21 protein-coding genes are annotated in these 24,836 nt (G+C 45.7%); 1 reads left to right on the top strand and 20 read right to left on the bottom strand.

The window, feature by feature from the left end:
- Positions 1 to 175: 175 nt before the first annotated feature.
- The 20 genes from dnaB to BN3282_RS01185 form a co-directional block, all read right to left on the bottom strand.
- Positions 176 to 1,525 (bottom strand): replicative DNA helicase, encoded by a 1,350-nt coding sequence (gene dnaB, locus BN3282_RS01275; RefSeq protein ID WP_059066344.1) that lies wholly within the window; start codon positions 1,523 to 1,525, stop codon positions 176 to 178.
- A gap of 24 nt (positions 1,526 to 1,549) precedes the next feature.
- Positions 1,550 to 1,999, bottom strand: coding sequence for a 50S ribosomal protein L9 (gene rplI, locus BN3282_RS01270; protein ID WP_059066343.1), 450 nt, complete (start codon positions 1,997 to 1,999; stop codon positions 1,550 to 1,552).
- A 1-nt stretch (position 2,000) separates the two neighbouring features.
- Positions 2,001 to 4,046 carry a DHH family phosphoesterase gene (locus BN3282_RS01265; RefSeq protein WP_059066342.1) on the bottom strand — a complete coding sequence of 682 codons (2,046 nt, stop codon included), beginning with the start codon at positions 4,044 to 4,046 and terminating at the stop codon, positions 2,001 to 2,003.
- Between the two features lie 118 nt (positions 4,047 to 4,164).
- On the bottom strand, positions 4,165 to 4,302 hold the full coding sequence (locus BN3282_RS14830) for a hypothetical protein (RefSeq protein ID WP_242866570.1): 138 nt from the start codon (positions 4,300 to 4,302) through the stop codon (positions 4,165 to 4,167).
- A gap of 211 nt (positions 4,303 to 4,513) precedes the next feature.
- Positions 4,514 to 6,262: a dihydroxy-acid dehydratase gene (gene ilvD / locus BN3282_RS01260; protein ID WP_059066341.1), complete on the bottom strand. Its 1,749-nt coding sequence runs from the start codon at positions 6,260 to 6,262 to the stop codon at positions 4,514 to 4,516.
- Positions 6,263 to 6,298: 36 nt separating this feature from the next.
- Entirely contained in the window at positions 6,299 to 7,732 is a 1,434-nt protein-coding gene (locus tag BN3282_RS01255; RefSeq protein WP_059066340.1) for a GntP family permease, read from the bottom strand.
- Positions 7,733 to 7,777: 45 nt separating this feature from the next.
- Positions 7,778 to 8,638 (bottom strand): sugar phosphate isomerase/epimerase family protein, encoded by an 861-nt coding sequence (locus BN3282_RS01250; RefSeq protein WP_059066339.1) that lies wholly within the window; start codon positions 8,636 to 8,638, stop codon positions 7,778 to 7,780.
- 16 nt (positions 8,639 to 8,654) lie between these two features.
- Positions 8,655 to 9,734 (bottom strand): Gfo/Idh/MocA family protein, encoded by a 1,080-nt coding sequence (locus BN3282_RS01245; RefSeq protein WP_059066338.1) that lies wholly within the window; start codon positions 9,732 to 9,734, stop codon positions 8,655 to 8,657.
- A 274-nt stretch (positions 9,735 to 10,008) separates the two neighbouring features.
- Positions 10,009 to 10,719, bottom strand: coding sequence for a FadR/GntR family transcriptional regulator (locus BN3282_RS01240; protein ID WP_059066337.1), 711 nt, complete (start codon positions 10,717 to 10,719; stop codon positions 10,009 to 10,011).
- Between the two features lie 262 nt (positions 10,720 to 10,981).
- Positions 10,982 to 12,703, bottom strand: coding sequence for a hypothetical protein (locus BN3282_RS01235; RefSeq protein WP_059066336.1), 1,722 nt, complete (start codon positions 12,701 to 12,703; stop codon positions 10,982 to 10,984).
- 140 nt (positions 12,704 to 12,843) lie between these two features.
- Positions 12,844 to 13,110: a 30S ribosomal protein S18 gene (gene rpsR, locus BN3282_RS01230; RefSeq protein WP_015527519.1), complete on the bottom strand. Its 267-nt coding sequence runs from the start codon at positions 13,108 to 13,110 to the stop codon at positions 12,844 to 12,846.
- 25 nt (positions 13,111 to 13,135) lie between these two features.
- Positions 13,136 to 13,579 carry a single-stranded DNA-binding protein gene (locus BN3282_RS01225; protein ID WP_059066335.1) on the bottom strand — a complete coding sequence of 148 codons (444 nt, stop codon included), beginning with the start codon at positions 13,577 to 13,579 and terminating at the stop codon, positions 13,136 to 13,138.
- Positions 13,580 to 13,593: 14 nt separating this feature from the next.
- The gene (gene rpsF / locus BN3282_RS01220) at positions 13,594 to 13,881 is read right to left on the bottom strand and encodes a 30S ribosomal protein S6 (protein ID WP_059066334.1); all 288 of its coding nucleotides are present in this window, start codon (positions 13,879 to 13,881) and stop codon (positions 13,594 to 13,596) included.
- Between the two features lie 124 nt (positions 13,882 to 14,005).
- Positions 14,006 to 14,203 (bottom strand): DUF951 domain-containing protein, encoded by a 198-nt coding sequence (locus BN3282_RS01215; protein ID WP_059066333.1) that lies wholly within the window; start codon positions 14,201 to 14,203, stop codon positions 14,006 to 14,008.
- A gap of 19 nt (positions 14,204 to 14,222) precedes the next feature.
- A complete protein-coding gene (gene srtB, locus BN3282_RS01210) occupies positions 14,223 to 15,062 on the bottom strand; it encodes a class B sortase (protein ID WP_082667419.1) in 840 nt (279 codons plus the stop codon).
- A 15-nt stretch (positions 15,063 to 15,077) separates the two neighbouring features.
- Positions 15,078 to 15,713 carry a lactate utilization protein gene (locus BN3282_RS01205; RefSeq protein WP_059066332.1) on the bottom strand — a complete coding sequence of 212 codons (636 nt, stop codon included), beginning with the start codon at positions 15,711 to 15,713 and terminating at the stop codon, positions 15,078 to 15,080.
- Between the two features lie 118 nt (positions 15,714 to 15,831).
- On the bottom strand, positions 15,832 to 17,343 hold the full coding sequence (locus tag BN3282_RS01200; RefSeq protein ID WP_059066331.1) for an ATP-binding protein: 1,512 nt from the start codon (positions 17,341 to 17,343) through the stop codon (positions 15,832 to 15,834).
- Between the two features lie 15 nt (positions 17,344 to 17,358).
- Entirely contained in the window at positions 17,359 to 18,693 is a 1,335-nt protein-coding gene (locus tag BN3282_RS01195; protein ID WP_059066330.1) for a vWA domain-containing protein, read from the bottom strand.
- Between the two features lie 14 nt (positions 18,694 to 18,707).
- Entirely contained in the window at positions 18,708 to 19,664 is a 957-nt protein-coding gene (locus BN3282_RS01190) for a leucine-rich repeat domain-containing protein (RefSeq protein ID WP_059066329.1), read from the bottom strand.
- A 32-nt stretch (positions 19,665 to 19,696) separates the two neighbouring features.
- Entirely contained in the window at positions 19,697 to 23,278 is a 3,582-nt protein-coding gene (locus BN3282_RS01185; protein WP_059066328.1) for an ABC transporter ATP-binding protein/permease, read from the bottom strand.
- A gap of 151 nt (positions 23,279 to 23,429) precedes the next feature.
- Here BN3282_RS01185 and hydA point away from each other — a divergent pair, with 151 nt between their 5' ends.
- Positions 23,430 to 24,815, top strand: a complete 1,386-nt coding sequence (hydA, locus tag BN3282_RS01180; RefSeq protein ID WP_059066327.1) for a dihydropyrimidinase — start codon at positions 23,430 to 23,432, stop codon at positions 24,813 to 24,815.
- Positions 24,816 to 24,836: the final 21 nt, after the last annotated feature.

Genomic DNA, 24,836 nt, shown 5'->3' with positions numbered 1-24,836 from the left:
GATTATATTATTGCGCAGTTTATATTGCAATATCTGCAAATAACGAAAGTATTTTCCGACAAATCGCACAACTTTTCAGTCATTACTATAATATTTTCGCTAATATTTTTCGTACATTTTTTCGTAAAATAAAAAGCACAGCCGACAAGTTCGCACTCTGTCAGCTGTGCTTTTTTCACATACGATCCTGCTGCCGCAGTTCATTCCCAAATCTCGTGTACTGCGGCATCCAGGCAAGCCGCACGGTTCCTACCGGGCCGTTGCGCTGCTTCGCAATGATGATCTCTGCAATATTTTTATCTTCTGTATCCGGAATATAGTAATCTTCTCTGTAAATAAACATACATACATCCGCATCCTGCTCAATCGCCCCAGACTCACGCAGATCCGAAAGCATGGGACGCTTATCTGTTCTTTGCTCCACCGCCCGGCTCAGCTGTGACAGCGCAATGACCGGGACATTGAGTTCCCTAGCCAGACCCTTCAAAGAACGGGAGATTTCCGAAATCTCCTGCTGGCGGCTCTCGTTGCTTCTCCCACCGCTTCCGCTCATCAGCTGAAGGTAGTCGATGATGATCAGATCCAACCCCATCTCCAGCTTATATTTGCGGCACTTTGAACGCATCTCCGCAATAGATATGCCTGATGTGTCATCGATGATCATTTTAGATTTTCCAATCGTACCGGCCCCTTCGATCAGCTTTTCCCAGTCTGTATCCTTTAGATTCCCCGTACGCAATACCTGCGCATCTACATGGGACTCCAATGAAAACAAACGGTTTACCAGCTGTTCTTTTGACATCTCCAGACTGAAGATAGCAACAGCAAGATTTTGCCTGAAAGCCACATGCTGCGCGATATTCAGTACAAACGCCGTCTTCCCCATAGAAGGACGGGCTGCGATCAGAACCAGGTCAGAACGCTGCAGACCCGACAATTTGTAATCCAGATCAATAAAACCTGTCGGAATCCCTGTCACGGTGCCCTTTGTCTTAGAAGCCTTTTCTATGACGTCCAGCGCATTGAGCACAACTTGCTTGATCGGTGTGTATTCCTGTACACTTCCATGCTCCGCAAGCTCAAAGATCCCTTTTTCCGCCCGTTCCAGAATCGTTTCTAACGGTTGATTTTCCAGGTAACAGGTATTGGCGATCTCTTCATTGATCTTTATCATCTTTCTCAAGATCGACTTTTCCTGCACGATCTGCGCATAGTATTTCACATTGGCAGAGGTCTGTACATTTGCGATCAACTCTCTGACGAATTCCATCCCGCTTACTTCCGGCGGTACATTCTTTTCTTTTAAGTGTTCCTGCAGGGTGATCAGATCTACCGGCTTCCCTGCCTGAAACAATTCCACCATAGCGTCAAACAGGATCCCATATGCTGATTGATAGAAGTCGTCGCCGGTCACGATCTCGGAAGCCGCGATGATCGCGTCTTTGTTCATCAACATGGCACCGACAACTGCCTGCTCCGCTTCCGCACTGTGCGGAAGTATTCTCTTTATGGCTGCTTCCATAATGCATGTATCTCCTTACTGTACCTGTCAATTTTCCTCTGTCACAACAACCTTTAATTCCGCCGTCACCTGCGGGTGTAGTTTCACCGGCACAATATGCGTGCCAAGCATCTTGATCGTCTCCTTGAGCTGAATCTTCTTTTTATCAATATCCAGTCCCATCTGTTCTTTTGCTGCTGCTGCGATCTCTTTGCTGGATACGGAGCCAAAAGTTCTTCCGCCTTCCCCGACTTTGATCTGCAGTGTTACCTTTCCCGCTGCTATCTTCGCCCCCAGTTCCTTCGCAGCTTCTAAATGTTCTTTTGCCACTTTTTCCTCGTTGTTCTTCTGAAGTTTCAGGTCATTTAGGTTCTTTCCTGTAGCTTCCACTCCCATTTTTTTAGGCAGAATAAAATTTCTGGCATATCCGTCGTTCACATTGACAATCTCTCCTTTTTTTCCAAGAGATTTCACATCCTGCAGTAAAATTACTTTCATTTTAAATATCTCCTTCCTCAATCATCTGGTCTATTGTCTCTTTCAAGGCACTGACTGCCTCGTCTATATCTGTATGCTCAAACTGCGCGCCCGCAGCATTGATGTGTCCGCCTCCGCCCAGTTTTTCTGCAATGATCTGCACGTTCACTTCGTCTATGGAACGGCAGCTTAAATAAATCTTCCCTTCGTATACCGTAAGCACAAAGGATGCCTTAATGCCGCCTATATCCAGCAGTTCATTCGCTGCCTGCGCCGCAAGTACGGTAGGACTGTCTATATTACTTGGGCATACCGCGATGGCATATTCTTTCCGATATACCTCTGCTTGTCTGACAGCCTCCGCTTTCGCCCGGTAGGATGCCATGTCATCACGGAACATCTTACGTACTCTCGTAATATCCGCTCCGCATCTCCTGAGAAAAGCCGCTGCCTCAAATGTGCGCACGCCTGTCCGGTTCATAAAGTTTCGTGTATCGATCATAATACCTGCGTACAGACAGTCCGCCTCCACCGACGGAAATCTAATATCATCTACCATATACTGCAGTACTTCCGCTACCATTTCACAAGTAGACGAGGAGTACGGCTCCACATAAGACAATACCGCATTCTCGATAATATTGCTGCTTTGCCGGTGATGATCTAATACCGCTGTCATCCTGGAACGCTTCAAAAGTTCCGGACATTCTGTCATCTGCGGCTTATTCGTATCCACTACAATAACCATCGTATTATCTGAAATGCAGTCCAGCGCCTGTTCGGATGTCAGGAAAATATCATCCTCGTAAGACGGACTCTCTGCGATCTCATCATAGAGCGGACGAATAGAACTTGTCACTTCATTGATGACGACATGTGCCTTCTTCTCCAGACTTACGACAGCACGGTAGATACCCATGCAGGCGCCGAAAGAATCCGCATCGGCGATCTTATGTCCCATGACAATGACCTGATCATTGGCTTCTATAAATTCCCTTAGCGCCTCCGCTTTGACTCGGGCTTTCACGCGGGTATTCTTTGCCGTCTGCTCCTTCTTGCCTCCAAAATACGTAATGCCGCGGCAGTCTTTAATAACCGCCTGATCCCCGCCTCTGGCGAGTGCAAGATCGATCGCAACACGTGCGTAATTATAACTTTGCGCATAGGTCGCAGTATTTAATCCCAGCCCAATACTTAAAGTCGCACAGCGGGAATTTCCAATATTGACCTGTTTTACTTCTTCTAAAAGAGAAAATTTGTCCGCCTCTATCTGCCTGTAACTTTTCTTTTTAATGACAATAAAATACTTATCTTTTTCCAGTTTTTTAACAATACCGTCAAGATCTCCGATATATTTATTAATCTTCCTGTCGATCAGCGCGACCAATAGAGACTGACGCACTTCCTCCACACTTTCCATCACTTCGTCATAATTATCAATATAGATCAGGCCGGCAATCAGCCGCTGTTCTTCATTTTCCTTGATATATGCATTCAGTTCGGTGACATCCTTTAAATATACGGCGATAAAATACTCTTTTTCTTCCGGCAGCTGCAACAGCTGTTCTGTTTTACTAAAGCCTTCCAGCGAAACTCTCTTAAGTACCGCCTGATAATTTCTTTCTTTAAAAGCAACTTCCAGTTCCACGTGCTCTATATCATCCTTAGGAAACACACCTCTGTTTAGTTCTGGAATGATCTTATTTAAATACTGCTCTCGTTTCCTGCTCTCTACAAGCGCCGCAAAGCTGTCATTTTTCCAGAGTATCCTTCCATCCTCCAATGCGATCGCATACGGAAGAGCCAGTTCCTTTAAAAGTGTATTTTGTATGCCTTTATACTGTGTAGAAAACTGGATCAGATCAGCCAGTATAAGAGAACGATTGTAAAAATACAGCACGCCTGCGATCACAAAATAGATTATGATAAATATAGACAGCATCACTCCGGCTTTTTTGTCTATCACATACATCCATATGTCCATAGCAAGCAATAGGATCGTCATGATCAGCGGCCAGCGCATATACATCCTAAGCTGCCCTTTTAAACGCATCTTATTTTTCTTCATTGTTCCTTCCTCATTTCAAGTACAGACATTTTACCGGCGCCTTTCTTCAAAGTCCGCCGCTGCTCCCCATACAGGCAGTCTCCTGCCAAGTGCTCCTATTATACCACCTTTTTTATAATTATTCTACTTTTTCGTCATAACCGATTCCAAAGCCCGATAAATTCCCTTTCAGGGGCTCTGCTGACAATTCCAAAGGGCTCCGATGCTCTCTTGCTACAGCTTTCAAAAATACATTAATCGCCGTAGACATACTCATGCCAATATCGTTTCATGTTCTTTCCGCACTCGCTTTCACTTCATCTTCTATTCTAATATTAATCTGTGCCATAACAGCACTCCTTTTTCTTTTATTATCACGCACCTACACAAATTGATTCCCAGAACGCACAAAAAAACAGACACTCACAGCTGTCATTCCCGTAAGTGTCTGTAAAATATACGCTATATCCTACCAAAAGAACTTTTCTCTAATCATCAAACTCCAGATATGCTCCCTTCATTGTAGAAGCTGCATGCTCGCTGAACATCCGAAGTACGCCGCTTTTATACTTACGCTCACGGCGCGTCCATTTTGCGCGGCGCTCTGCCAGGATATCGTCGATCTCCTCTGGAGTACGGCGTTCTCCTTTTATTCCTACGATCTCCAGTTTTCTCTCCTGTACGTTGATGTAGATCAGGTCGCCTTCCTCTACCAGTGCAATCGGACCGCCGTCCGCTGCTTCAGGACTGCAATGTCCAATTACGGGACCTGTAGATGCCCCAGAAAAACGTCCGTCTGTGATAAGGGCAATGCTTTTTCCCAGTTCTGCATCTGAACTGATTGCTTCTGATGTATAGAACATTTCCGGCATACCGCTGGCTTTCGGTCCTTCATATCGGATCATAACCGCGTCTCCCTTTTGTACTTTATGATGCAGTACGGCATCCAAACATTCTTCCTCACTGTCAAAGGGACGAGCATACAGTGTAGCCTCAAACATCTCTTTCGGGCAGGCGGTATGCTTGATCACCGCCCCTTCCGGAGCCAGATTTCCTTTTAAAATGGCAATGCTGCCTTCTGTTCCGATTGCCTGATCGTAAGGCCGGATAATATCTTCTTTCGTCAGAGATATGCCATATTTCTCATTTGCCTGCTCCAGCCATTTCTGACATTTTTCATAAAAGCCATTCTGACGCAGTTCTTCCAGATTTTCACCCAGTGTTTTTCCTGTCACAGTCATCACATCCAGATGCAGCATATCTTTGATCTCTTCCATAATAGCCGGCACGCCGCCTGCATAGTAGAAGAATTCTGCCGGCCAGCGTCCTGCCGGACGCAGATCCAGAAGATAATGAGCGCCCCTGTGCAGCCGGTCAAAGGTCTCGCCTGTAATCTCCAGCCCATACTCATGTGCCAGCGCCGGTATATGTAAAAGTGCATTCGTACTTCCAGAAATAGCCGCATGTACGAGAATCGCATTTTCAAAGCTCTTCTCTGTCACAATATCAGACGGCTTTAATCCTGCCAATGCAAGGCGCACTGCCTGTCTGCCGGCGCGGTACGCATATTCCAGCAGATCTGGGCTGGTCGCCGGAAGCAGAGCGCTTCCCGGCAGAGTAAGCCCCAAAGCCTCTGCCATGATCTGCATAGTCGACGCCGTACCAATAAAACTGCATGCGCCGCAGCTTGGGCAAGCGTTGCATTTTGCCCAGTTAAATGTCTCCTCATCGATCTCACCGCGCTCATATTTCGCGCTGTACATGCCCAGCTGCTCCAGAGTCAGAAGGTTAGGTCCTGCGCTCATAGTACCGCCAGTCACCATCAGAGACGGCACATTGACCCGCGCCATTCCCATCAGATTTCCCGGCATTCCTTTGTCACAGCTGGAAAGAAAAACACCGCCGTCAAAAGGGGTCGCTTTCTCATGGATCTCTATCATATCCGCAATGATCTCACGGCTTGCAAGACTATAATTAATACCGTCTGTTCCCTGACTCTCTCCATCACAGATATCTGTACAGAAGTAGCGCGCTCCTTTGCCTCCTTCATCCTGGACACCACGCTGTACCTGTTCTACCAGCTTGTCAAGATGCCCGCTTCCCGGATGGCTGTCTCCAAAAGTGCTTTCAATTATGATCTGTGGTTTGTCCAGCTCCTCCTTTTTCCAGCCTGTTCCGATCCGCAGCGGATCTAATTCGGGAGCTAACTTCCTCATTTTCTGACTTACTAATTCCATGTGTCTTTCTTCTAAACCTCCTGCCTTATTTCCCTATTACGCTATACCTACCATGACCAGGATAGCTAAAACAATAAATGCAACGATTCCGCCAAGAGCATTTGTTGTCGTAAAATATTTGAGTCCCTGTTTCGCGTTGAATCCATACAGTGAAGAGAAAATCCAGAATCCACTGTTATTTACATGCCATCCTACCATAGAACCACATCCGATAGCAAGACTTGTAACGACTGGGTTCAATCCCAGAACCGGCATCAATCCAGCCATCAGTCCGGCTGCTGTCATTGACGCTGTTGTCATAGAACCACATACTGTCATCAGGATCGCCCCCATGATAAATGGTACAAGAAGTGCAGGGAAAGAGCTTCCTCCGATCATTTCTCCGATTGTCTGGATCGCTTCATTTTCACGAAGGATACCGCCCATAGCGCCGCCCATAGCTGTAATAAGAAGGGCGCCGATAGCGATCTTTAACGCACGCTCTACCCAGTTATTCATAACAATCTCAAACCAGCTGCTCTTTTCTGTCAATGCACAGCCATTTCCATCCTCATTTGCTTTGTCAATGACTTTCTTCTTACGTCCAAGCGCCATGAAGCCTACAGCCAAGATACCAACAAACAGGGCCAGTACCGTGTTTCCGAAAATGTTAAAGAATGTGTATAAGCCAGATCCTTCTTCACAGAATAACTTACCGATAGAACCAACCGCGATCATAACTGCCGGCAAAAGCAGTGGTGTAAATGCTGCGATAGATTTTGGAACATTGTCTTCTTTGATCAGCAGCGCTTCTACATTTTTCGTATCTTCTACTTCTTCTATTCCTTCTGTATACTGCGGCAATGGAGCTACATACTCGCTCTTTGCGTAGATTGGACGAAGTCCAAGGTATACAACTGCAAAAGAGATAACAGAACAGATCAGGCCCAAGATGATCACTGTACCGATATCCGCGCCCAACAGAACAGATACTGCCAGGATACCCGGTGTAGGCGGTACAAGTCCATGTGTCAGTGTCAGACCTAAGTTGACAAAAGGAGCCACCTGCTGCATACCCATTTTCTTACGCTTTGCAAGGATTGCAGAGATCGGTGCGTTCAGGATGATAGCGATATCGCCGAATACCGGGATACTCATGATGAAGCCTGTCAAAGATGGAGCAAGCTCCAGGCATTTTCCTTTAAACAGGCGGATAAAGTAGTTTACCATACTGGTAGCAGCGCCTGTATCGTTGATACCGGATGCGATGATCGCTCCAAAGATGATCATAACACCGATGGAGCCTAATGTTGAACCAAAATACTCTGTTATGGAAGCAAACGTATCTACGATTCCTTTTCCAGATGCAAGACCGCAGAATGTAGCGGTCAGAAACAGTACCATGACCGGATGCATTTTGAATTTCAACGTCAGTATCGTCAAAATAACAATGGCTACGGCCAACATGATCACAAATTGTAATGGTGTCATTTTTTTAATTCCTCTCTTTCTTGATTTAGATAATTATATATACTTCTACAGGCAGTCATTTTTCTGCAAAGCTGCATATACTGTCCTGTAGGCATTCTCGATCACCCATTCGGGTGTCTGCTGCCAATACTGCGGCCGGAACGTTTCCACAGATGCCATCCCGTTGTACCCTGCCTTTTTCAGAGTCTTCAAAAAAGCGTCTGTATCGACAACTCCCTCACCTGGGAAACAGCGCTTATCCTGTCCCATCTCTTCTTCCGGCACGTCATCCGCGCTCATCAGATGAACGGCAAATATCTTTTCAGACTGTACCTCTTCTATCTTGGAGAAATCATTACATTTCCCACATAGATAGATATTGTAAGAGTCAAAGACAAACCCTACATTGTCTTCATCCACGGCTCGTACAATACGGTCTGCAGCCTCGATCGTCCGTACACAGCTCTTTTTCAATCCCACCAGCTCGAAACAAAGATTCATTTCATACGGACGCGCCAATTGGGAAAGTTTTTTGAGGATGCGTACACAATCCTTTTCTGCCTCCTGTACATCGCCTGTGAATACTCCGCTTGGATCAAGCGGCGGCACAATGATCACATAATGGCTGCCGATTGCTTTTCCCACTTCACAGGATAAAAGGAAATCCTGCATAACCGGATCCTCCGCTCCCTCCTGTCCTTCTCTCAAAAAATCCTGACGCAGATATACAGCATTGATCGCATGTGGCTTTACATGGCTTTTTGCAAAAAAGTTCTGTAATTCTTCTATTGTTCCCGTTTTGAGAAAATCTCTGAGCATATCCAGTCGGATCTCGATATAGTCCATCCCTGCTTTCTCGCATAATTGCAGATCCGTCATCAGATCTGAACAGTCTCTGCCGCAGGCTTCATTATAAGATGTATACATAGTCTTCCTCTTTTCTTTATTTCAACGGAAATTTCACCGGCATTCCACTCTCTGTGCTGCGATAGATCGCTGTAAACAGTTCTACTGTCTTGCGTCCGTCTCTGGCGTCTACAAGCGGTTTCGTACCATTTTCCACAGCTTTTAGGAAGTCTTCTATCTGCTCACGGTGGTAATGATACATGGAATCTACACTATTGAAGAAATCACAGTCCCCTTTCTTCCACTCTTCCAGCATCTCTGTCTCACCGGGCACCGTCCATAAGTCGTTATACGGCGGCTCTGTGATCGTAGACATACCTGCGATGAACATAGCTCCTCCGTCTGTCTGCACACCGACTCCGGCTCCATTTTCGCCAAAGATATGTACTTTTCCGTACAGCGCCGGATTCTGACTGTTGCTTGTCACGATATTTCCAATCGCGCCGCTCTTAAACTTCACGACTGCCACTGCCGTATCTTCCACTTCAATGTATGGGTGGTTCAGATTTTTCCATACGCCGTAGACCTCATCTACATCCCCCATATACCACAGAAGCAGATCCAACTGATGAGGCGCCTGGTTGACCAGCACACCGCCGCCTTCGCCATCCCATGTGCCTCTCCATGCGTCACTCTGGTAATAGGCCTCATCTCTCCATCCGAGCATTGTGACCATGCCCAACACAGGTTTGCCTATCTTGCCGTCTTCGATCGCCTGATGGATACGCATACATGGACGATAGAAGCGCCGCTGTACCATCGTGCCGATCGTCACATGATTCTTGTCGCCTGCTTCAATGATCTTATCACAATCAGCAAGAGTAGAAGCCAAGGGCTTTTCGATCAGTACATTACAACCATTTTCTGCTGCTATGACTGCCGGATTCGCATGTAACGGATGCGGTGTACAGACACTGACTACGTCCAAGTGTTCTGTCTGGATCATCTCTGCAATATCTGTGTATGCCTTTACATGATATGCATCCGCAAAAGCCTTTGCACGCTCGTAATTTGCGTCACATACAGCAGTAAAAGTACTATTTTCCAGTCCCGCATACGCCTTCGCATGAAAATCTCCCACTTTTCCGCAGCCTATGATTCCTGTTTTCAAGCTCATTGCCTTTCCCTTCCTTTCTCATTCTGTTATATATATTGTTCAAAAAAAATATAACATCTCAAAGTTGTCATATCAAGTTGTCACATATTCGTTCTACTTTCTGACTAAAAAAATTTGTTTTTCTCCTATTTCCGCCGCTTTATTTTAGTACTTTTCGCTAATTTTTGCATTTTTTGATATATTTTATCCTTTTCTAGTATAAAATTAGTCTGACTACTTTTGCGCAAAGAAAAAGAGTTCCTGACTCGGAACTCTAACTCCAGCGTTCTCACTATCATACCCTTTTTTCCTTTTTCAGTATCTCTTTTATAAGACTGCGGTTATACGTGATATGCATCGTCATCGCCGCTCTCGCTCCGATCGGATCATGCTCGGCGATCGCCTCCGCGATCGCACGGTGCGTAGTGACTGTCTCGTCTCTCAGCTGTTTATGGGTCACATTCACAAACATCATGACTGCCGTCTCAATGATCGTCACCAGCTGCTCGATCACTTTGTTCTTGCTGCAAAGCGCGATATGTGTATGAAAAGCAATATCTGACTGGATATATGGCTGTTTATTTCGTATACGTGCCTCTGTATCATCACACTTCGCAAGCAGTATCTGAATTTCTTCTTCGGTAGCATTGTAGGCCGCCAGTTCCGCAATCCCCGGCTCCAATATCATACGCAGGTCTACCAGCTCCATGGCCAAAGCCACCTTATCCTCGACGTTTCTAAGATTCAGCGGATCCAGATCAGAGGGCACAAGATTTTGCACATAGGTTCCTGATCCCCGCCTCGTCTCCAGTACTCCACGGGAAACAAGGAGTTTCACCGCCTCTCGTATCGTACTGCGGCCGACCCCAAATTTCTCAGCAAGCTTAAACTCGTTTGGCAGACGTTCTCCGCTCTTTAAATCCTGCTGTGTGATATATTCATAAATTTGTTCTTCTACCTGTTCGGCCAGCAATATATGCTGTATACCCGTTAAGTTCTTTGCCATATTCCCGCCCTGCTCCTTTTCTTCTCGCTCCCTAGTCGGAATGTAACATTTTCACTTTCTTCTGCCTGTATAAAAAATCGTCGGCGCCGCTATATGCTGACGCTATTATTTTACCACAAAACAAACACTTGTGAACTCCCCATTGTCGCCGCAGGGTATACAAAATAAAAAAAACAAGAAGAAAAACGCCCCTGCCGTCTGTATTTTTCAGACGACAAGGGCCGCATATTTCAACTCCATCTTTGGCGGAGCCATATATGTTTTATTTTCTTCTGTTCTTTCTGATACCTACGAAAGCTCCTGTTCCACACACCGCTGCTGCCGCCAGTAAGATCCACAAAACGGATACGTTCGCATGATCTCCCGTGCTTGGCACGGAGGAAGTCTTAGCCGGTGCTTTCTCCTCTGTCTTGCCAGTATCTTTTCCCGGATCCTTGCTTCCCGTTGCCGGAAGGATCGTATCTTTCTGTGAGATTTCCTGTGTAAGAGCCGCATCTTTAAAATACTTGTCACAAGCACTGCAGTACCAATATTCAATATTTCCTGCTTCTTTCGCAGTAGCTGCTTTTGCCGATACTTTTACCGCCGTATGTCCTTTTGCCTTCAGGACGGTTTCTTCCTGCGTGATCTCTTCTGTCAATTGGGCATCTTTGAAATACTTTCCGCAATCTTCACAATACCAGTATGCAATATTCCCGTCTGTTGTACAAGTAGCTTCTTTTCTCTCAACTTTCTTTACATTGATATGTGTAACAACAGGATCCTGTCCTGTTACTTCCTGACCATTGACACTTACAGAACCGCCGCCGGAATTGGATACCGTTATTCCCGCTTTATCAATCTGCAGATCTGCGTCTCCCTTTAAAATCTCCAGCTGAGACCCTGGTTCTGCCATCACATCGATCGCTGCGTTGATCAGATCTTCCGTTCCGACAACATACAGATTCCCATTTTCTCCTGTATATCCCAATACAATCTCATCCCCGGATACATAGTCCGTCGGAGGCGTCTCAAATACACCTGCTGTGATCGTAGTCGTACTTGGGTTCTCACTTGTATATGCCTTTGTTATCCCCGGCACATAAAAATCGCCGCCATGCACACTATTGTTCGAACCGCTGAATGTATAGAACAATTCTTTGTCACTGTTGACAATAACCTCGCTGCCATCTGCCGGTTCGATCGTTGTATATCGCGTCTGGAACGGATGTCCTGTAGAAGTGATCGTTCCTCCGGTCACGGAAACAGGCGTAAGCGCTGCATAGACACCCATTGATGCAGACTCAATATTTCCTCCTGAGATCGTCACAGCCGCAGCACCGTTATTTGCATAAATTGCTGCTTTGGAAGAATAGGTCGCGCTTGTCTTAACTGTGCCTCCTCCCAGAGCAAAGGAGCCGTTATTGACATATACTGCATCTGCGCCTTCTGCCGTATTCTCAATGACACCATCTGTCATTGTGACAGCCGTACCATCTCCGTTTACCTGCAGGGCATGTCCGCCGGATGCGTTGTTGATCACGGTTCCGCCGGATATCTGTACCGCACTTCCGCTGTTTGCAAAGAGTGCATACCCATTAGCGCTGCCATTTTCCAGAGTTCCCCCTGCCAACGTCAGGCTGCCGCCATTTACCTGGATCAGCGTTTTCATGGATCCCGTTCCTGCATTCGTGATCTTTCCGCCGCCCAGATTATCCTCGATCGTCAGGCTTGCACCGGAATACAGAAAATATGCATATTGTCCATATCCCGCAACCGTTACCGTATGTCCGTTCAAATCCAGAACGACATTTCCCCTAACACTGGGATACTTGGAAAATTCTGTTTCTAAAGTCACGTTTGTCGTCAGCTTGTAGACGCCGTCGCTCGTCGGAAGGTTCGCACTGTCATTCCACTCGGTATAGTCCTGCGCATGTGTTGTAATAGGAAGAAGTGCTACCAGCATGCATAGAGCCAACAGCATCGGTAATACTTTCTTTCTCATACCCTAAAAATTCCCCTTTCTTAATAGCTCTTTATCCATAATAATTTTAGTATACCCCCCCCCTCAAATTTTTGTCAACAAAAAAAGATACTATACGGAATTTTATTTCCATATAGTATCCTGCTGTATTTCTTATAGAATTAGTCCTGTACATACGGCATCAAAGAGATATGTCTTGCTCTCTTGATCGCTACTGTAAGAGCTCTCTGATGTTTTGCACAGTTTCCTGTAATCCTTCTAGGAAGGATCTTGCCTCTTTCAGAGACATATTTCTTTAATTTTGCTACATCTTTATAGTCAATTTCATTGTTTTCTTTTCCACAGAAAACACATACTTTTTTCCTTCTGCGCGCCGGGCCTCTTCTCTTGAAACCGCCCTCTGGTCTGCTTCCTTTTTCGTAAGCCATGATCAGTCTCTCCTTTCACAATTCTCTAATTAAACGGCAATTCTTCGTCAATTCCGTCCGGAATATTCATAAATCCGTCTCCTGCGTCAACACTTGGCGCCGGACTCGGAGCTGACTGCTGGAAAGCGCCTCTATTTGCTTCACTTTCGGCTCTGCTCTCTGCAAATTCCTGCTCTTCTACGATAACTTCCGTCGTATACACCTTGATGCCATCTTTATTCGTATAACTTCCCGTCTGGATACGCCCGGAAACAGAAACTCTCATTCCCTGGCGGAAATATCTCTCCGCAAATTCCGCCGAACGCCCAAATACAACACACGGGATAAAATCTGCAGTAGGTTCATTGTCCCGCTTAAATCTGCGGTCTACAGCTACTGTATATCTGCCGACTGCTGTTCCATTTTCCCCCTGTGAATAACGAATCTCAGGATCTCTTGTCAACCTTCCTACCAAAATCGCCTTATTCATATATACCTCTTTCTCTATGCTTCCTGTTTCACGCACAAATATCTGACAACATTGTCCATGATACGGATACGCTGTTCCACTTCGCCCGGAACAGTCGCGTCAGATTCGAAGTGGACGAAATAGTAATATCCTTCTTTCATCTTCTGGATCTCGTAAGCAAATCTTCTCTTGCCCCATTCGTCAACATCTGTTACATTGCCGCCGAAACGTGCGATCAATGCCTTTACCTTCTCGATGACGTCTGCTCTCGCCTCATCTTCAAGTTTTGCGCTGACAACAACAGCTAATTCATACTTGTTCATGTGTTCTTGCACCTCCTTATGGTCTTTTTGGCCCCCGGATAAACCGGGAGCAAGGATTGTTAAATTCTGTCATTAAACGACAGTATGTCACGGTTAACTATCATACCATAAGGTTCCGTTTGTTTCAAGCCTTTTTCTTAATTTCTTTTGTATTTTTTTCTACCAGTCTGCGCGGCACCATGATCTGATGTCCACATCCTGTACACTTTAATCTAAAGTCAGCCCCTACCCGCAGGATTTCCCATTCATGGCTGCCGCAGGGATGCGGTTTTTTCATCCGGATCGTATCGCCGACTTCATATTTTTCTGTTTTTTCTGCCATTTTCTCTGCTCTCCCGCCTTTATTCTCCGCCTGTTTCTTCTACCAACACACCTTGTACCAGAAATCTTTCATCATCCCGGACATTCGTACAGGTCGAAAGACTCACGACTTTGGACTGCGCGTTCAGCTCCACATCCACTGTATAATTCGATGACTGCCGGCAGGTTTCCAGATATTTTACATAGTCCTCTTCTGTAGCATACATCATTGTATAGTTTTCTGCTGTATCTTTTATAACCCCTGCCATGAATACCTGATATGTCCTTGTTTTTCCATCCGGTGTATAAATATAAAAATATGGATGCTCCTTGCAAAAACTTTCTTCTTCATATTCATTGAGTTTGGAGAACATTTCTCCTCCACTGTTCAAATGGTGCCCGTATATAAACGTATTCCTGTCTGAAAAGCTGGAATTACTTCTCATATCCATGAAGATCGCGCCCAACTTATTGTCGTTGGCCGTAAAGGTCTTTGTGAGGTACTCCTCATTATCTTTGCTCTTGACCACCGGATAGCTGATGACAGAAGGTTCGTCAAACCGAATCCACGCCACTGTATCCGGATTCTCTTTCAGAAGCGCGTCAAAATCTACTGAAAATCCTTGCCCCTTATCATCTGTCGTGATCGCCAACTCTTTGATCTCATCATATTCTTTTCCGCCTACATAATACGGCGCCAACATCATGATCAACTGATATGCCGAAAAAACAAAGACACAGACTGCTGCCAGTAAAACGATCGTAGATATAACATTAAAGGTCTTTTTGCCACCCTGCGCTTTTTTCTTCTGTCCAGAAGAATGTGCATGTTTTCTGCGCTGTCTGTTATCCTGTGCGCCGCTTCTTTTTTTTCTATCCATCTTATCTCTTGCTCCTTAAAATCCCAGGTCCTCTCCTACTAATATCACTTTTATCCTTTTGGGTATCCTTGAAAACCGCGTAACTAAGATCTGACAGCAGATGCACTGCTCACTTTTACAATTAAAACAGCTCCCGTTCTTTACACAAGGCGTATCGATCCCGAACCTCTGCGCATTGACAGGCGCAGCTTCATTTCTTGCTCTGCTCATGGCGTCCTGCTCGGTTTTTACAACCTTATTCATGCCAACGATCAAAAGCACATTCTTAGGTCCGAAAGAATATGCCGCAATCCTGTTTGCATTTCCATCAATGTTGATCAGAATACCGTCCTCACTCATGGCGTTGACACTGCCCAGATAGTAGTCACAGGTAAATGCCCGCATTGCGATCGCCTGTTTTTCTTCAGGGCTTCCCGCTTTGTCACGATCATCAAATCTATATTCTTCTCCGGAAAGCGCATCTGTCAGTCCGATTTCACGGACAGACGCAGAACCGCCCATATTGATAGTACTTCCTTTTGGGATCAGCTCCAGTGCCTTACAGACTGCCTCTTCTTTTGTTTTCACATAATATGCTTCCATATTCCGGGATTCCAGCGCCTTTACGACCCGCTTTCCCAATGCGTCGTTTCTCTTCTCTCTGACATCCATTTTCCCTGCTCCTTTCTATTCTACAACCCGATCGGCGCTTTGACAGATATACTCGTCAACTGCATATTCACACGCTATGCGCCTGTTTCTATATTATAGCACATCCTGCAAATGGAATCTATTTGATTCCCATATTCAAAAACTCCTCCGCTTCATCCATCTGACTTAATATCTCCTGCTGCCTGTTATCAAATAACAGACCTTTGTTATATCTGTAATACTGATCACATCCATTTTCTTTGATAAACCAGACGCTGTAATAGTTCGCGTTTAATTCTGTAATAAAAGCAACCATTTCCTGGCTTTCTCCAAATGCTGCTTCCATAAAATCAAACACATGAGTCAGCGCCGCGCCGGTCTGTTCCACATATATCTCTCTTTCTTCTGTCTCATGCGCAAAGAATTTGCGCACTTTGTCAAAAGCGGCGTCTCCGATAGAAAGTTCCCCTTTCAGGTCCCGTGCATACCGCTCCAGCGTATCGATCACTTTTAGAAAGATCTGTTCTTCCCGCTTTGTCAGGCTCTCCGCCTTTTTCTGCCCTTCCAGATCCTTCTGCGCCAGATTCTTTACATCCTCCAGCATCATTACCGCCTTGTTGTCCCGATAATATACAAGATATTCATACAGTTTAGATACAAATGCATCTATTTTAAAACACTCTGTAAAAAGAGAGGAAAGTTTTCCGTTTAACAGGCTGATGATACTTAAATGCTCGTCAAAAGCCGCCTCCTTGATCTTCTTTAAAACGTTCTCCGTCCATCTGCCTTTTAGTATGTCTTCCACAGCGTAATCCTGCTTATATTTATACCAGAGTTCCAGATAGTTGGCAAAATCTTTTGCGATGGTAGGATACTGGATATATTGGGATACCACGTCTCGATCCACCTTTTTCCCAAGCTGTTCATACACCTCTATGAATCTGGCAAGATCTTCCCATCCCCGTGCTGTCGCAAAAAGTTTTCCATCTACTGTATTTTCAATCCGGTAAAAGTTTTCTCCGCGAAGTTCCAGATAGGAGATGACGGCAGGATGTATTTCCTGTCTGTAAGCATATTCTTTCCAGACGGCAAAATCCGGCTCTACATCTATTTTCTTCAAACGGTCCAGCGTCACCACGTCAAATTCACGCACAGATTTATTATATTCCGGCGGATTTCCCGCCGCTACAATGATCCAGCCCTGCGGTACCGCCTGATTTCCAAATGTTTTGCCCTGTAAAAATTGCAGCATCATAGGTGCCAGAGTCTCTGACACACAGTTGATCTCATCGATAAACAAAATGCCTTCTTTCATCCCTGTTTTTTCCATTTTCTCATAGACAGAGGCGATGATCTCGCTCATCGTATATTCCGTCACAGAAACCGTCTGTCCCTGAAATTCTTTTTCTTTGATAAACGGCAGGCCCACAGCACTCTGCCTCGTATGATGTGTGATCGTATAGGCCACCAGAGCGATATGCAGCTCTTTGGCGATCTGCTCCATGATCTGTGTTTTCCCGATCCCCGGCGCCCCCATCAAAAGGACCGGACGCTGGCGCACAGCAGGGATCACATACTCCCCAAAGGCATCCTTTTTCAAATAAGCTTCTATAGAGTCTTTGATCTCTTGTTTTGCCCGTTTTATATCCATCTTGTTTCTCCCTTTCTATTTTTGTTCCCACTCTTCTTCGGTCAATATTAATTTCATCGCCCAGGGAGGCACATCTACATCCTCATACTCCTCCTCCAGAAAGACAAACGCAGTCTGATAGGGCGGCATTTTATGCGGATATATACCATATCCGTCCGTAAAATAAATAAGCCCCTTCAAGTTTTCAAATTCGCCGGACTCAAGCAAACGTGTACAATAGGAAAATGCCGGTCTGAAATCCGTCCCGCCCTCTCCGAAAAGCCGCAGATGTTCCATATATTCTTTTAATTCTTCTGCGGAGGTGATCTTTACATCAGACTGTACTTCTTCATCGCATTGTATGATATGGACATTGACCTTTTGAAAGAAACCGTCCGTCTCTGTCAGTACACTGTATGTTTCCTCTAAAAATCTCTTTACAAGACTGCCGGAACAAGACATAGAAGTATCAATGACGACCACAAACTCCTTGACCTTTTTGACCTCCTTTGTCTCCTGGGGCTCAATAAGCGGCATATTGCCGTACAAAGATAATCCGTAACTATAGAAATGATAATCAAAGGTGTCCGGATCTACCGAGACTTCTTCCCGAAATACAGAGAATTTCCGCAAAAATTCTTTATAATCGCAGCGTTCTTTATTCTGTACCTTCAGCTGTTCTAAAAAATCTCCGCTTTTCTTTGAGGCTTCTTTTGAAAATATCTCCAGATCTGTCTCCATCTTCTCGTCGATCTTTTGCCACTTTTTCTGCAGATTGGAATCCGGTTTCTTCTGTGGATCTTGATTTTCCCAATAACAGTGGTCATCCACGCAGAACTCCTGTTCCAATTTTTCTATCTCTTTTCCCGAAAGTTCCCACTCCGTTAACAGCTGATAGATTCGTTCCGCATGAAGTGTTTTTTGTTCTTTTTCTAACCGCCGGTACGTCTCCCTCCTCAAAAGGCTTCTGGAGAAACGCACCGCCCGCTGATCACATCCATCTATGATATGTTCTGCCGCTATATCGCAGCTTACATTCCAGTATCTGTTGTCCATCCCCCGTTTTACCATATGACGGAAAATACAGTGCAGAACCATATGCAGGTACCCTCTGTTGACGAGGATACGATTCTGTCTGTACATTCCACCCAGCTGAGACGGATGAAAATACATCGTATACCCGTCTGTTCCAAAAGGTGTGACAGACGGATCCATCACATACAAAAAACTGCTCAGAGCCACATCCAGAAAACGCATGCCAAGATACAGTTCATCTCTGGAAGCCCGCAGGATCTGACAGCCGATCTGCTGAAGCTTCTCAGCCGCTTCTTTCTGTATTCTCTCTTCTGCGCCTTCTTTCCATTTTTCCATAGAGTCCTCCTGTTCTATAGTATAAATTTCTTTCTTTGCTCCGGAAACGCCTTATGCTTCTCCTGCATAAGAAAACTCATGACTTCTGTTTTCTGCTGTCCTGCCGCCGCCTCAATTCCCCTTTCCATTCCTTCCTTAGTCCAGAGTCTCCGCCTGGACAGCTCCCTTAACTCCTCTATCTTCTCCGCCTCGATCAGATAAGTAAGTACTTCTTTCTGCCTGTCCCTTACAAACTGTTCATAGCTTTGGCGCGCACTTTCTGTAAGTTCTGCCGGATAACACAGACGGCTAAACACCAAGTCTGTAAGGACAGGAATCTTATCCCGCGCCTTTGCAACCGGGAACAGTTCATCATATTTCCGGCAGTCCACTTTCTTATCATAGAAACACTGTCTGTAATTATTGCCGGAACCATGGTGCTGTGTAAATAAAATCCGGGCAGGAGTATTTTCCACAGCTTCCTCATAATGTTCTGGAAATACAAGCTGTATCCTGCGTCCATCTATATAGGAAAATACAACGTCTATCCGCTGCCATAGATCACCCAGGATCTCTTTCACACAAGATTTGTCTCCCGTCAGCATGTGTACATGTAGTTTAGAAAGACCGCTGCACCCTGTGAACGCGCCGCTTCCGATCTGTGTAAGGCTATCGGAAAATGCTAAGGTTCTTAAATTTTTGCAGCCGTAGAAAATATAATTTCCAATTTCTCTCAATGTATCCGGCAGCCTGACTTCTTCTACTTCTTCCCCTGCCAATACACGTTGTTCTTCTACAAATGCTAAGACTCCTTTTGTCTCATAGAGCAGTACGTCCTCTTCCTCTTTATCTTTCCTCGCCGAAAAAGCATATGCGGCAATCTTTGTCACCGGCATACCCTCTATCGCTGCCGGCACCCAGATCTTACTGTCTGTCCCAAAGCACCTGACCACTTCGATTTCCTGGTTTTGTATCCTATACTGAATTTTCATATCTTTTCCTTTATTTTCCGTGATTTCCCATACTACTCTGTCCGCAGCGCAGCGACCGGATCACTCTTTGCCGCTTTCCTGGAGGGAAGCAAACCGCCGAGAAGCGTAAGCACTATGCTCAGCACAACTAATATGACCGCCGGAACTGCCGGAAGCACCGCGCTGATATCCTGATTTCCTGCCAAATGGTGGATCAAAGCATTCCCCGGGATCAAGAGCAGCAGCGTGATCGCGATCCCCATCAAACCCGCAAACAGACCGATAATACAGGTTTCTGCATTAAACACCTGAGAAATATTTCCTTTTGACGCGCCGATCGCCCGTAAGATTCCAATTTCTTTCTTTCGCTCCAACACACTGATATAGGTAATGACTCCGATCATGATCGAGGAAACAATCAGTGAGATCGCCACAAACGCGATCAGTACATAACTGATAATATCAACAATATCCGTCACGGAGGACATCAGAGTTCCTACCATATCTGTATAGGTAATCACCTGTTCTTCTTTTCCTTCCTTCTCCATACGGCTGTTATACGCATCCAGTATCTTTACAACCTGTTCCTTACTCTCAAAATCCGTCGGATAAATGTCGATCGCGCTGGGACTGTTAAAATCTACATATCCCAGTTTCTGCAGGTTTCCATCATAGGAAGCATCTTCTTTGGACGCAAAGGACATTAGAAGCTCTGTGAGTTCTTCCTCACTCATATTCATCTGAAAAGCGTTTGCGAAAGCAGTGGTATCGATCTGGAGCGCTTTTCCCATACTCTCCTGCAGCTGGCTGCCTACCTGGTTAAGCGCCTGCTGCATCGCGCTTTGCAGGTTTGCGCTGATCTGGCTGATCACCTGCTGCATTACAGAAGATACCTGACCGGAGATTTCCTCTGATAAAGCGCTTGTATAAACTCCCATTGCCTCCTGCATGTAGCTGCCTACGGCGCCGGAGATCTGATCGCCCAGACTCTCCATATCCAACATCCCCATCACGCCATAGGAAAGTATCTTTTTTCCTTCTGCCGTGTTTAGATATTCCATAAAATGATCGTCCATCATAGCCGGATCCGGAAAGTGATTCTCTGCCGCATATGTGCTGTATCCGTCTGTCAGTTCTTTGGACAGTTTTGCGATCTGCTCCTGTGTGATCTCTACATCCTGGCTAACTTGAAAAATACCGCCTGTATATTGTGAAAGGATCCCCTGCGCCCCTTCTGTCTGCAAATATTCTGCAAGATATTTTCCAAAATCCTCTGTCTGTGTATATCCTGCGCCTTCTGCATAACTCTGATACCCTGTCAGGATATCCTGGGTCATCTGCTTAAGCTGCTCTGTAGAGACGGCAACATTTCCATTGGCCTGTATGATCTCTGCAACCGCATTTTTTAAAATCTGCTGTGCAGCCTCCGTCTGCAGATACGCCTGAAAAAATTCATTTAGCCGGGAATAATCTGCTTCCGGGTGCTGTGCCGCATACGCCTGATATCCCGCCACCAGACCCGCAGACAAGTTTGCCATCCCTTCTTCTGTAACCGTCAATTCCAGATCCTCCAGCATATCTCCCAGGCTCATACCGGGCATATCCGGTGTGTCTAACGAGATTGCGTCCAGGTCAAGCATGCCGGACATATCAAACGTTCCACTATCCACTGTAAAGGCCTCTGCGATATTGCTGTTTTCCATTCCGCCGGAAAGCGCGCTCTCATCAAACTGAAAGGCCTTCTGAAGCGCCGCTTCGTCTACAGTAAAAAGCGAATTCATATCAAATTCTTCCTTCTCGCTCTCCGTTCCAAACAGCTCATTTGTGAACACATCCACATCCGGATCTGCTATCTGCTGCTTTACGATCTCGCTTTCCTTTGCCTGTTCCACTACATGTTTTGTCAAAGATACCGGATAACCGATACCCGGGGTTAGGGACACTGCATTGGCATCCTCTGCAGGCTGTACCACACCTACAACGGTCAGATCTTCTCCATTCTCCACAAGCCGCTTCATGTACTCTTTATTGTCGGACTTATCCTTCCAGACTTTATATTGACTGTCATAGGCATAATAGTCTGCACTGTTTACCAGCTTGAATGTGATCCCTACAATATCTTCATAGGTGTATGTTCCCATATCTTCCGGTACATCGATATTTTCTTCTGCCAGGAACTGCTCAATCATATCCTGTAATTCCTCTACATCACGCAGACCCATGGTATATAACATGAAATCACTGATGCTTCCGCTGGAAGTAAGCACTAACACACATTCGTTATAATTCTTGGGCCAGCGTCCTGCTTTCACATCATACTGTCCCTTGTAAAGACTTTCATTTTCCGGCATTTCATAGAACACATCCGTACTCATCATAGAGGACATCAGGCTGTTTGAAGATGTGGAAGATCCAAGCCCTAACGCGGAAAACGTCTTGTCTGGATTGACCTGCCGTATCTCGCTCCCATCCTGCCTGTATATCTGGGGCATGATATTATAAGAATATTCTACTGCATTCGTATAGTTTTCAATGCCGCTCTCCTCGCTGTCTAGATACTGCTTTAGTGATTCTAGATCATTGGAATCCATGGTAGAAAACATATCCGTGACCATCTGGATCACATGCACCTCTCCGTCATCTGGCTTTGCGGCCGTGCCTTGTCCTTCTCCGCCTGTCATCATAGTCGTCAGATCGACTCCTGTACTTTGTATCTGCAGCGGATATTCTGAAAGAGTTTCTTCTTCCACCGACTGAATATAATTATTCACGCCTGTAGAAAGAGCTAGGATCAGTGCAATCCCTATGATCCCAATCGAACCTGCAAAGGAGGTAAGCAAAGTCCTTGCCTTCTTTGTCCGCAGATTATGGAAACTCAGAGACAGCGCCGTGAGAAAAGACATGGACGCTTTTCCCATATTTTTATGCTCCGGCGCTTCCAGGAGCCTCTCCTCCACTGTAAACGCATCGGAATCCGCACGTATCTTCCCATCTTTTAATTTCACGATACGGGTAGCGTATGCATCGGCCAGTTCCGGATTATGCGTGACCATCACCACAAGCCGATCCTTAGCGACTTTACGCAAGAGTTCCATGACCTGGATACTGGTCTCACTGTCCAGCGCACCTGTAGGTTCATCCGCAAGTACGATATCCGGGTCATTGACAAGCGCCCTTGCGATCGCCACTCGCTGCATCTGTCCGCCCGATAATTGACTGGGCTTCTTATGCACCTGTTCTCCTAATCCGACTTGTTCTAATGCCTTCTGCGCACGCTCCCTGCGCTCTGCTTTGCCAATCCCGGAAATTGTCAGCGCCAGTTCCACATTCGCCAGTATCGTCTGATGCGGGATCAGATTATAGCTCTGAAACACAAAGCCGATCGTATGATTTCGATAAGAATCCCAATCTCTATCCTTATATTCTTTCGTCGAAATACCGTTAATGATCAGATCTCCGCTATCATAACGGTCAAGTCCCCCGATAATATTTAGAAGTGTCGTTTTTCCCGAACCGCTGGGACCTAAGATCGCCACGAACTCATTGTCCCGCAGATTCAAGCTTACGTCGTCCAGCGCCTTTTGCACCAATTTGCCTGTCCTGTATTCTTTACATATGTGTTGAATCTGAAGCATGTCATTTCCCTTTCTGTCTTATATCCTCATGTTTTGCATTATAATACTCACCAAAATGTGAATCAAGAAGATAATATAATTTTTACATATACATATATATCCGAAAAATGGTATGATATTTCTAAAGTAATCTGTTGAAAGGAGACGCAATATGAAAAAAATAATCAAAAACGGAACCATCGCGACAGACTCTCATATATTTCAAAGTGATATTCTGATAGAAGACGGTATCATCCGGGAAATCGGAGAATCTCTGTCCGCCCCGGACGCCGAAATACTAGATGCCTCCGGAAAATATGTGATCCCGGGCGCTGTAGATGTACACACTCATATGGATCTGCAGGCAGGGAAATACCGTGCTGTAGATGACTTTTTCAGCGGAACTGTAGCAGCCGCGTGCGGCGGTACGACCTCGATCGTCGATCACATGGCGTTCGGTCCGCAAGGATGCAGTCTCTGGCATCAGGTAGAAGAATATCACCGCCTGGCTGATAACAAAGCCGTCGTGGACTACGGTTTTCACGGCGTTATACAGCATGTGGATCCCTCTGTTCTAAAAGAAATGAAAGAAATCGCTGACAACGAAGGGATCACCAGCTTTAAAATCTATATGACCTACGATTTTATGCTGAAAGATGACGAAATATACCAGGTGCTAAAACAAGCGAAAAAGGAGGACATCGTCATTGCCGTACATTGTGAAAATGACGGCGTCGTAAATCATCTCCGACGCTCTTACATAGAACAAGGCTGCACACAGCCGAAATACCATCCTTTAAGCCGTCCGGCGCGCTGTGAAGCCGAGGCTGTAAACCGTATGCTGCACTTAGCGGCAATGGCCGGGGACGCACCTGTCTATATCGTACATCTGTCCAGCAAAGAGGGACTTTTAGAAATTCAAAAGGCAAAGGCTGCCCAGCAAAAGCATTTTGCAGTGGAAACGTGCCCGCAATACCTTACCTTAACCGACGCACTCTATCAGGACGATCAAGAAGGGCTCAAAGCCATCATGTCCCCGCCTCTTAGAAAGGAAGAAGATACACAGGCTCTGTGGCAGGCGCTTCACGACGATGTACTCGACGTCGTGGCGACCGATCACTGTCCTTTCTTGTTCTCTAGAGAAAAACAGGCTGGAGCAGATGATTTTACCGCTTGTCCCAACGGAGCGCCTGGCGTAGAAGAACGCCTCCGCATCCTGTTTTCCGAAGGTGTCCTGAAAAAGCGCATCACACTGCCACAGATGGTAAAATATCTGTGCACCAATCCAAGCCGCTTGTATGGCCTATATCCGCAAAAAGGAACTCTGCTGCCCGGATCAGACGCAGACATCGTGATTCTGGATCCGTCCAAAGAACGTATCCTTACCCAGGCAGATATGCACGGAGCCGGAGATTATACCTGTTACGAAGGCTGGAAGGTCAAAGGCGATATAGAACTTGTCATGCTCCGGGGGAATACTATCGTAAAGAATAACCAATTTCTAGGAAAAAAAGGCGATGGGCACTATCTGAGGCGGCATAAAAGTGAGCTGGTGTAGGAGATTTTCTCCTATACCAGC

The sequence above is a fragment of the Mediterraneibacter massiliensis genome, assembly GCF_001487105.1.
GTDB classification, from domain to species: domain Bacteria; phylum Bacillota; class Clostridia; order Lachnospirales; family Lachnospiraceae; genus Mediterraneibacter; species Mediterraneibacter massiliensis.
Note: the sequence above shows the minus strand (reverse complement) of the source record. Positions and strands in the feature narration are given on the sequence as shown.

Bases quoted from the DNA above. Each gene is read 5' to 3' on its own strand.
- rplI (WP_059066343.1), bottom strand. From the start codon at position 1,999: ATGAAAGTAATTTTACTGCAGGATGTGAAATCTCTTGGAAAAAAAGGA.
- BN3282_RS01265 (WP_059066342.1), bottom strand. From the start codon at position 4,046: ATGAAGAAAAATAAGATGCGTTTAAAAGGGCAGCTTAGGATGTATATG.
- BN3282_RS14830 (WP_242866570.1), bottom strand. From the start codon at position 4,302: ATGAGTATGTCTACGGCGATTAATGTATTTTTGAAAGCTGTAGCAAGA.
- ilvD (WP_059066341.1), bottom strand. From the start codon at position 6,262: ATGGAATTAGTAAGTCAGAAAATGAGGAAGTTAGCTCCCGAATTAGAT.
- BN3282_RS01255 (WP_059066340.1), bottom strand. From the start codon at position 7,732: ATGACACCATTACAATTTGTGATCATGTTGGCCGTAGCCATTGTTATT.
- BN3282_RS01250 (WP_059066339.1), bottom strand. From the start codon at position 8,638: ATGTATACATCTTATAATGAAGCCTGCGGCAGAGACTGTTCAGATCTG.
- BN3282_RS01245 (WP_059066338.1), bottom strand. From the start codon at position 9,734: ATGAGCTTGAAAACAGGAATCATAGGCTGCGGAAAAGTGGGAGATTTT.
- BN3282_RS01240 (WP_059066337.1), bottom strand. From the start codon at position 10,719: ATGGCAAAGAACTTAACGGGTATACAGCATATATTGCTGGCCGAACAG.
- BN3282_RS01235 (WP_059066336.1), bottom strand. From the start codon at position 12,703: ATGAGAAAGAAAGTATTACCGATGCTGTTGGCTCTATGCATGCTGGTA.
- rpsR (WP_015527519.1), bottom strand. From the start codon at position 13,110: ATGGCTTACGAAAAAGGAAGCAGACCAGAGGGCGGTTTCAAGAGAAGA.
- BN3282_RS01225 (WP_059066335.1), bottom strand. From the start codon at position 13,579: ATGAATAAGGCGATTTTGGTAGGAAGGTTGACAAGAGATCCTGAGATT.
- rpsF (WP_059066334.1), bottom strand. From the start codon at position 13,881: ATGAACAAGTATGAATTAGCTGTTGTTGTCAGCGCAAAACTTGAAGAT.
- BN3282_RS01215 (WP_059066333.1), bottom strand. From the start codon at position 14,203: ATGGCAGAAAAAACAGAAAAATATGAAGTCGGCGATACGATCCGGATG.
- srtB (WP_082667419.1), bottom strand. From the start codon at position 15,062: ATGGATAGAAAAAAAAGAAGCGGCGCACAGGATAACAGACAGCGCAGA.
- BN3282_RS01205 (WP_059066332.1), bottom strand. From the start codon at position 15,713: ATGGATGTCAGAGAGAAGAGAAACGACGCATTGGGAAAGCGGGTCGTA.
- BN3282_RS01200 (WP_059066331.1), bottom strand. From the start codon at position 17,343: ATGGATATAAAACGGGCAAAACAAGAGATCAAAGACTCTATAGAAGCT.
- BN3282_RS01195 (WP_059066330.1), bottom strand. From the start codon at position 18,693: ATGGAAAAATGGAAAGAAGGCGCAGAAGAGAGAATACAGAAAGAAGCG.
- BN3282_RS01190 (WP_059066329.1), bottom strand. From the start codon at position 19,664: ATGAAAATTCAGTATAGGATACAAAACCAGGAAATCGAAGTGGTCAGG.
- BN3282_RS01185 (WP_059066328.1), bottom strand. From the start codon at position 23,278: ATGCTTCAGATTCAACACATATGTAAAGAATACAGGACAGGCAAATTG.
- hydA (WP_059066327.1), top strand. From the start codon at position 23,430: ATGAAAAAAATAATCAAAAACGGAACCATCGCGACAGACTCTCATATA.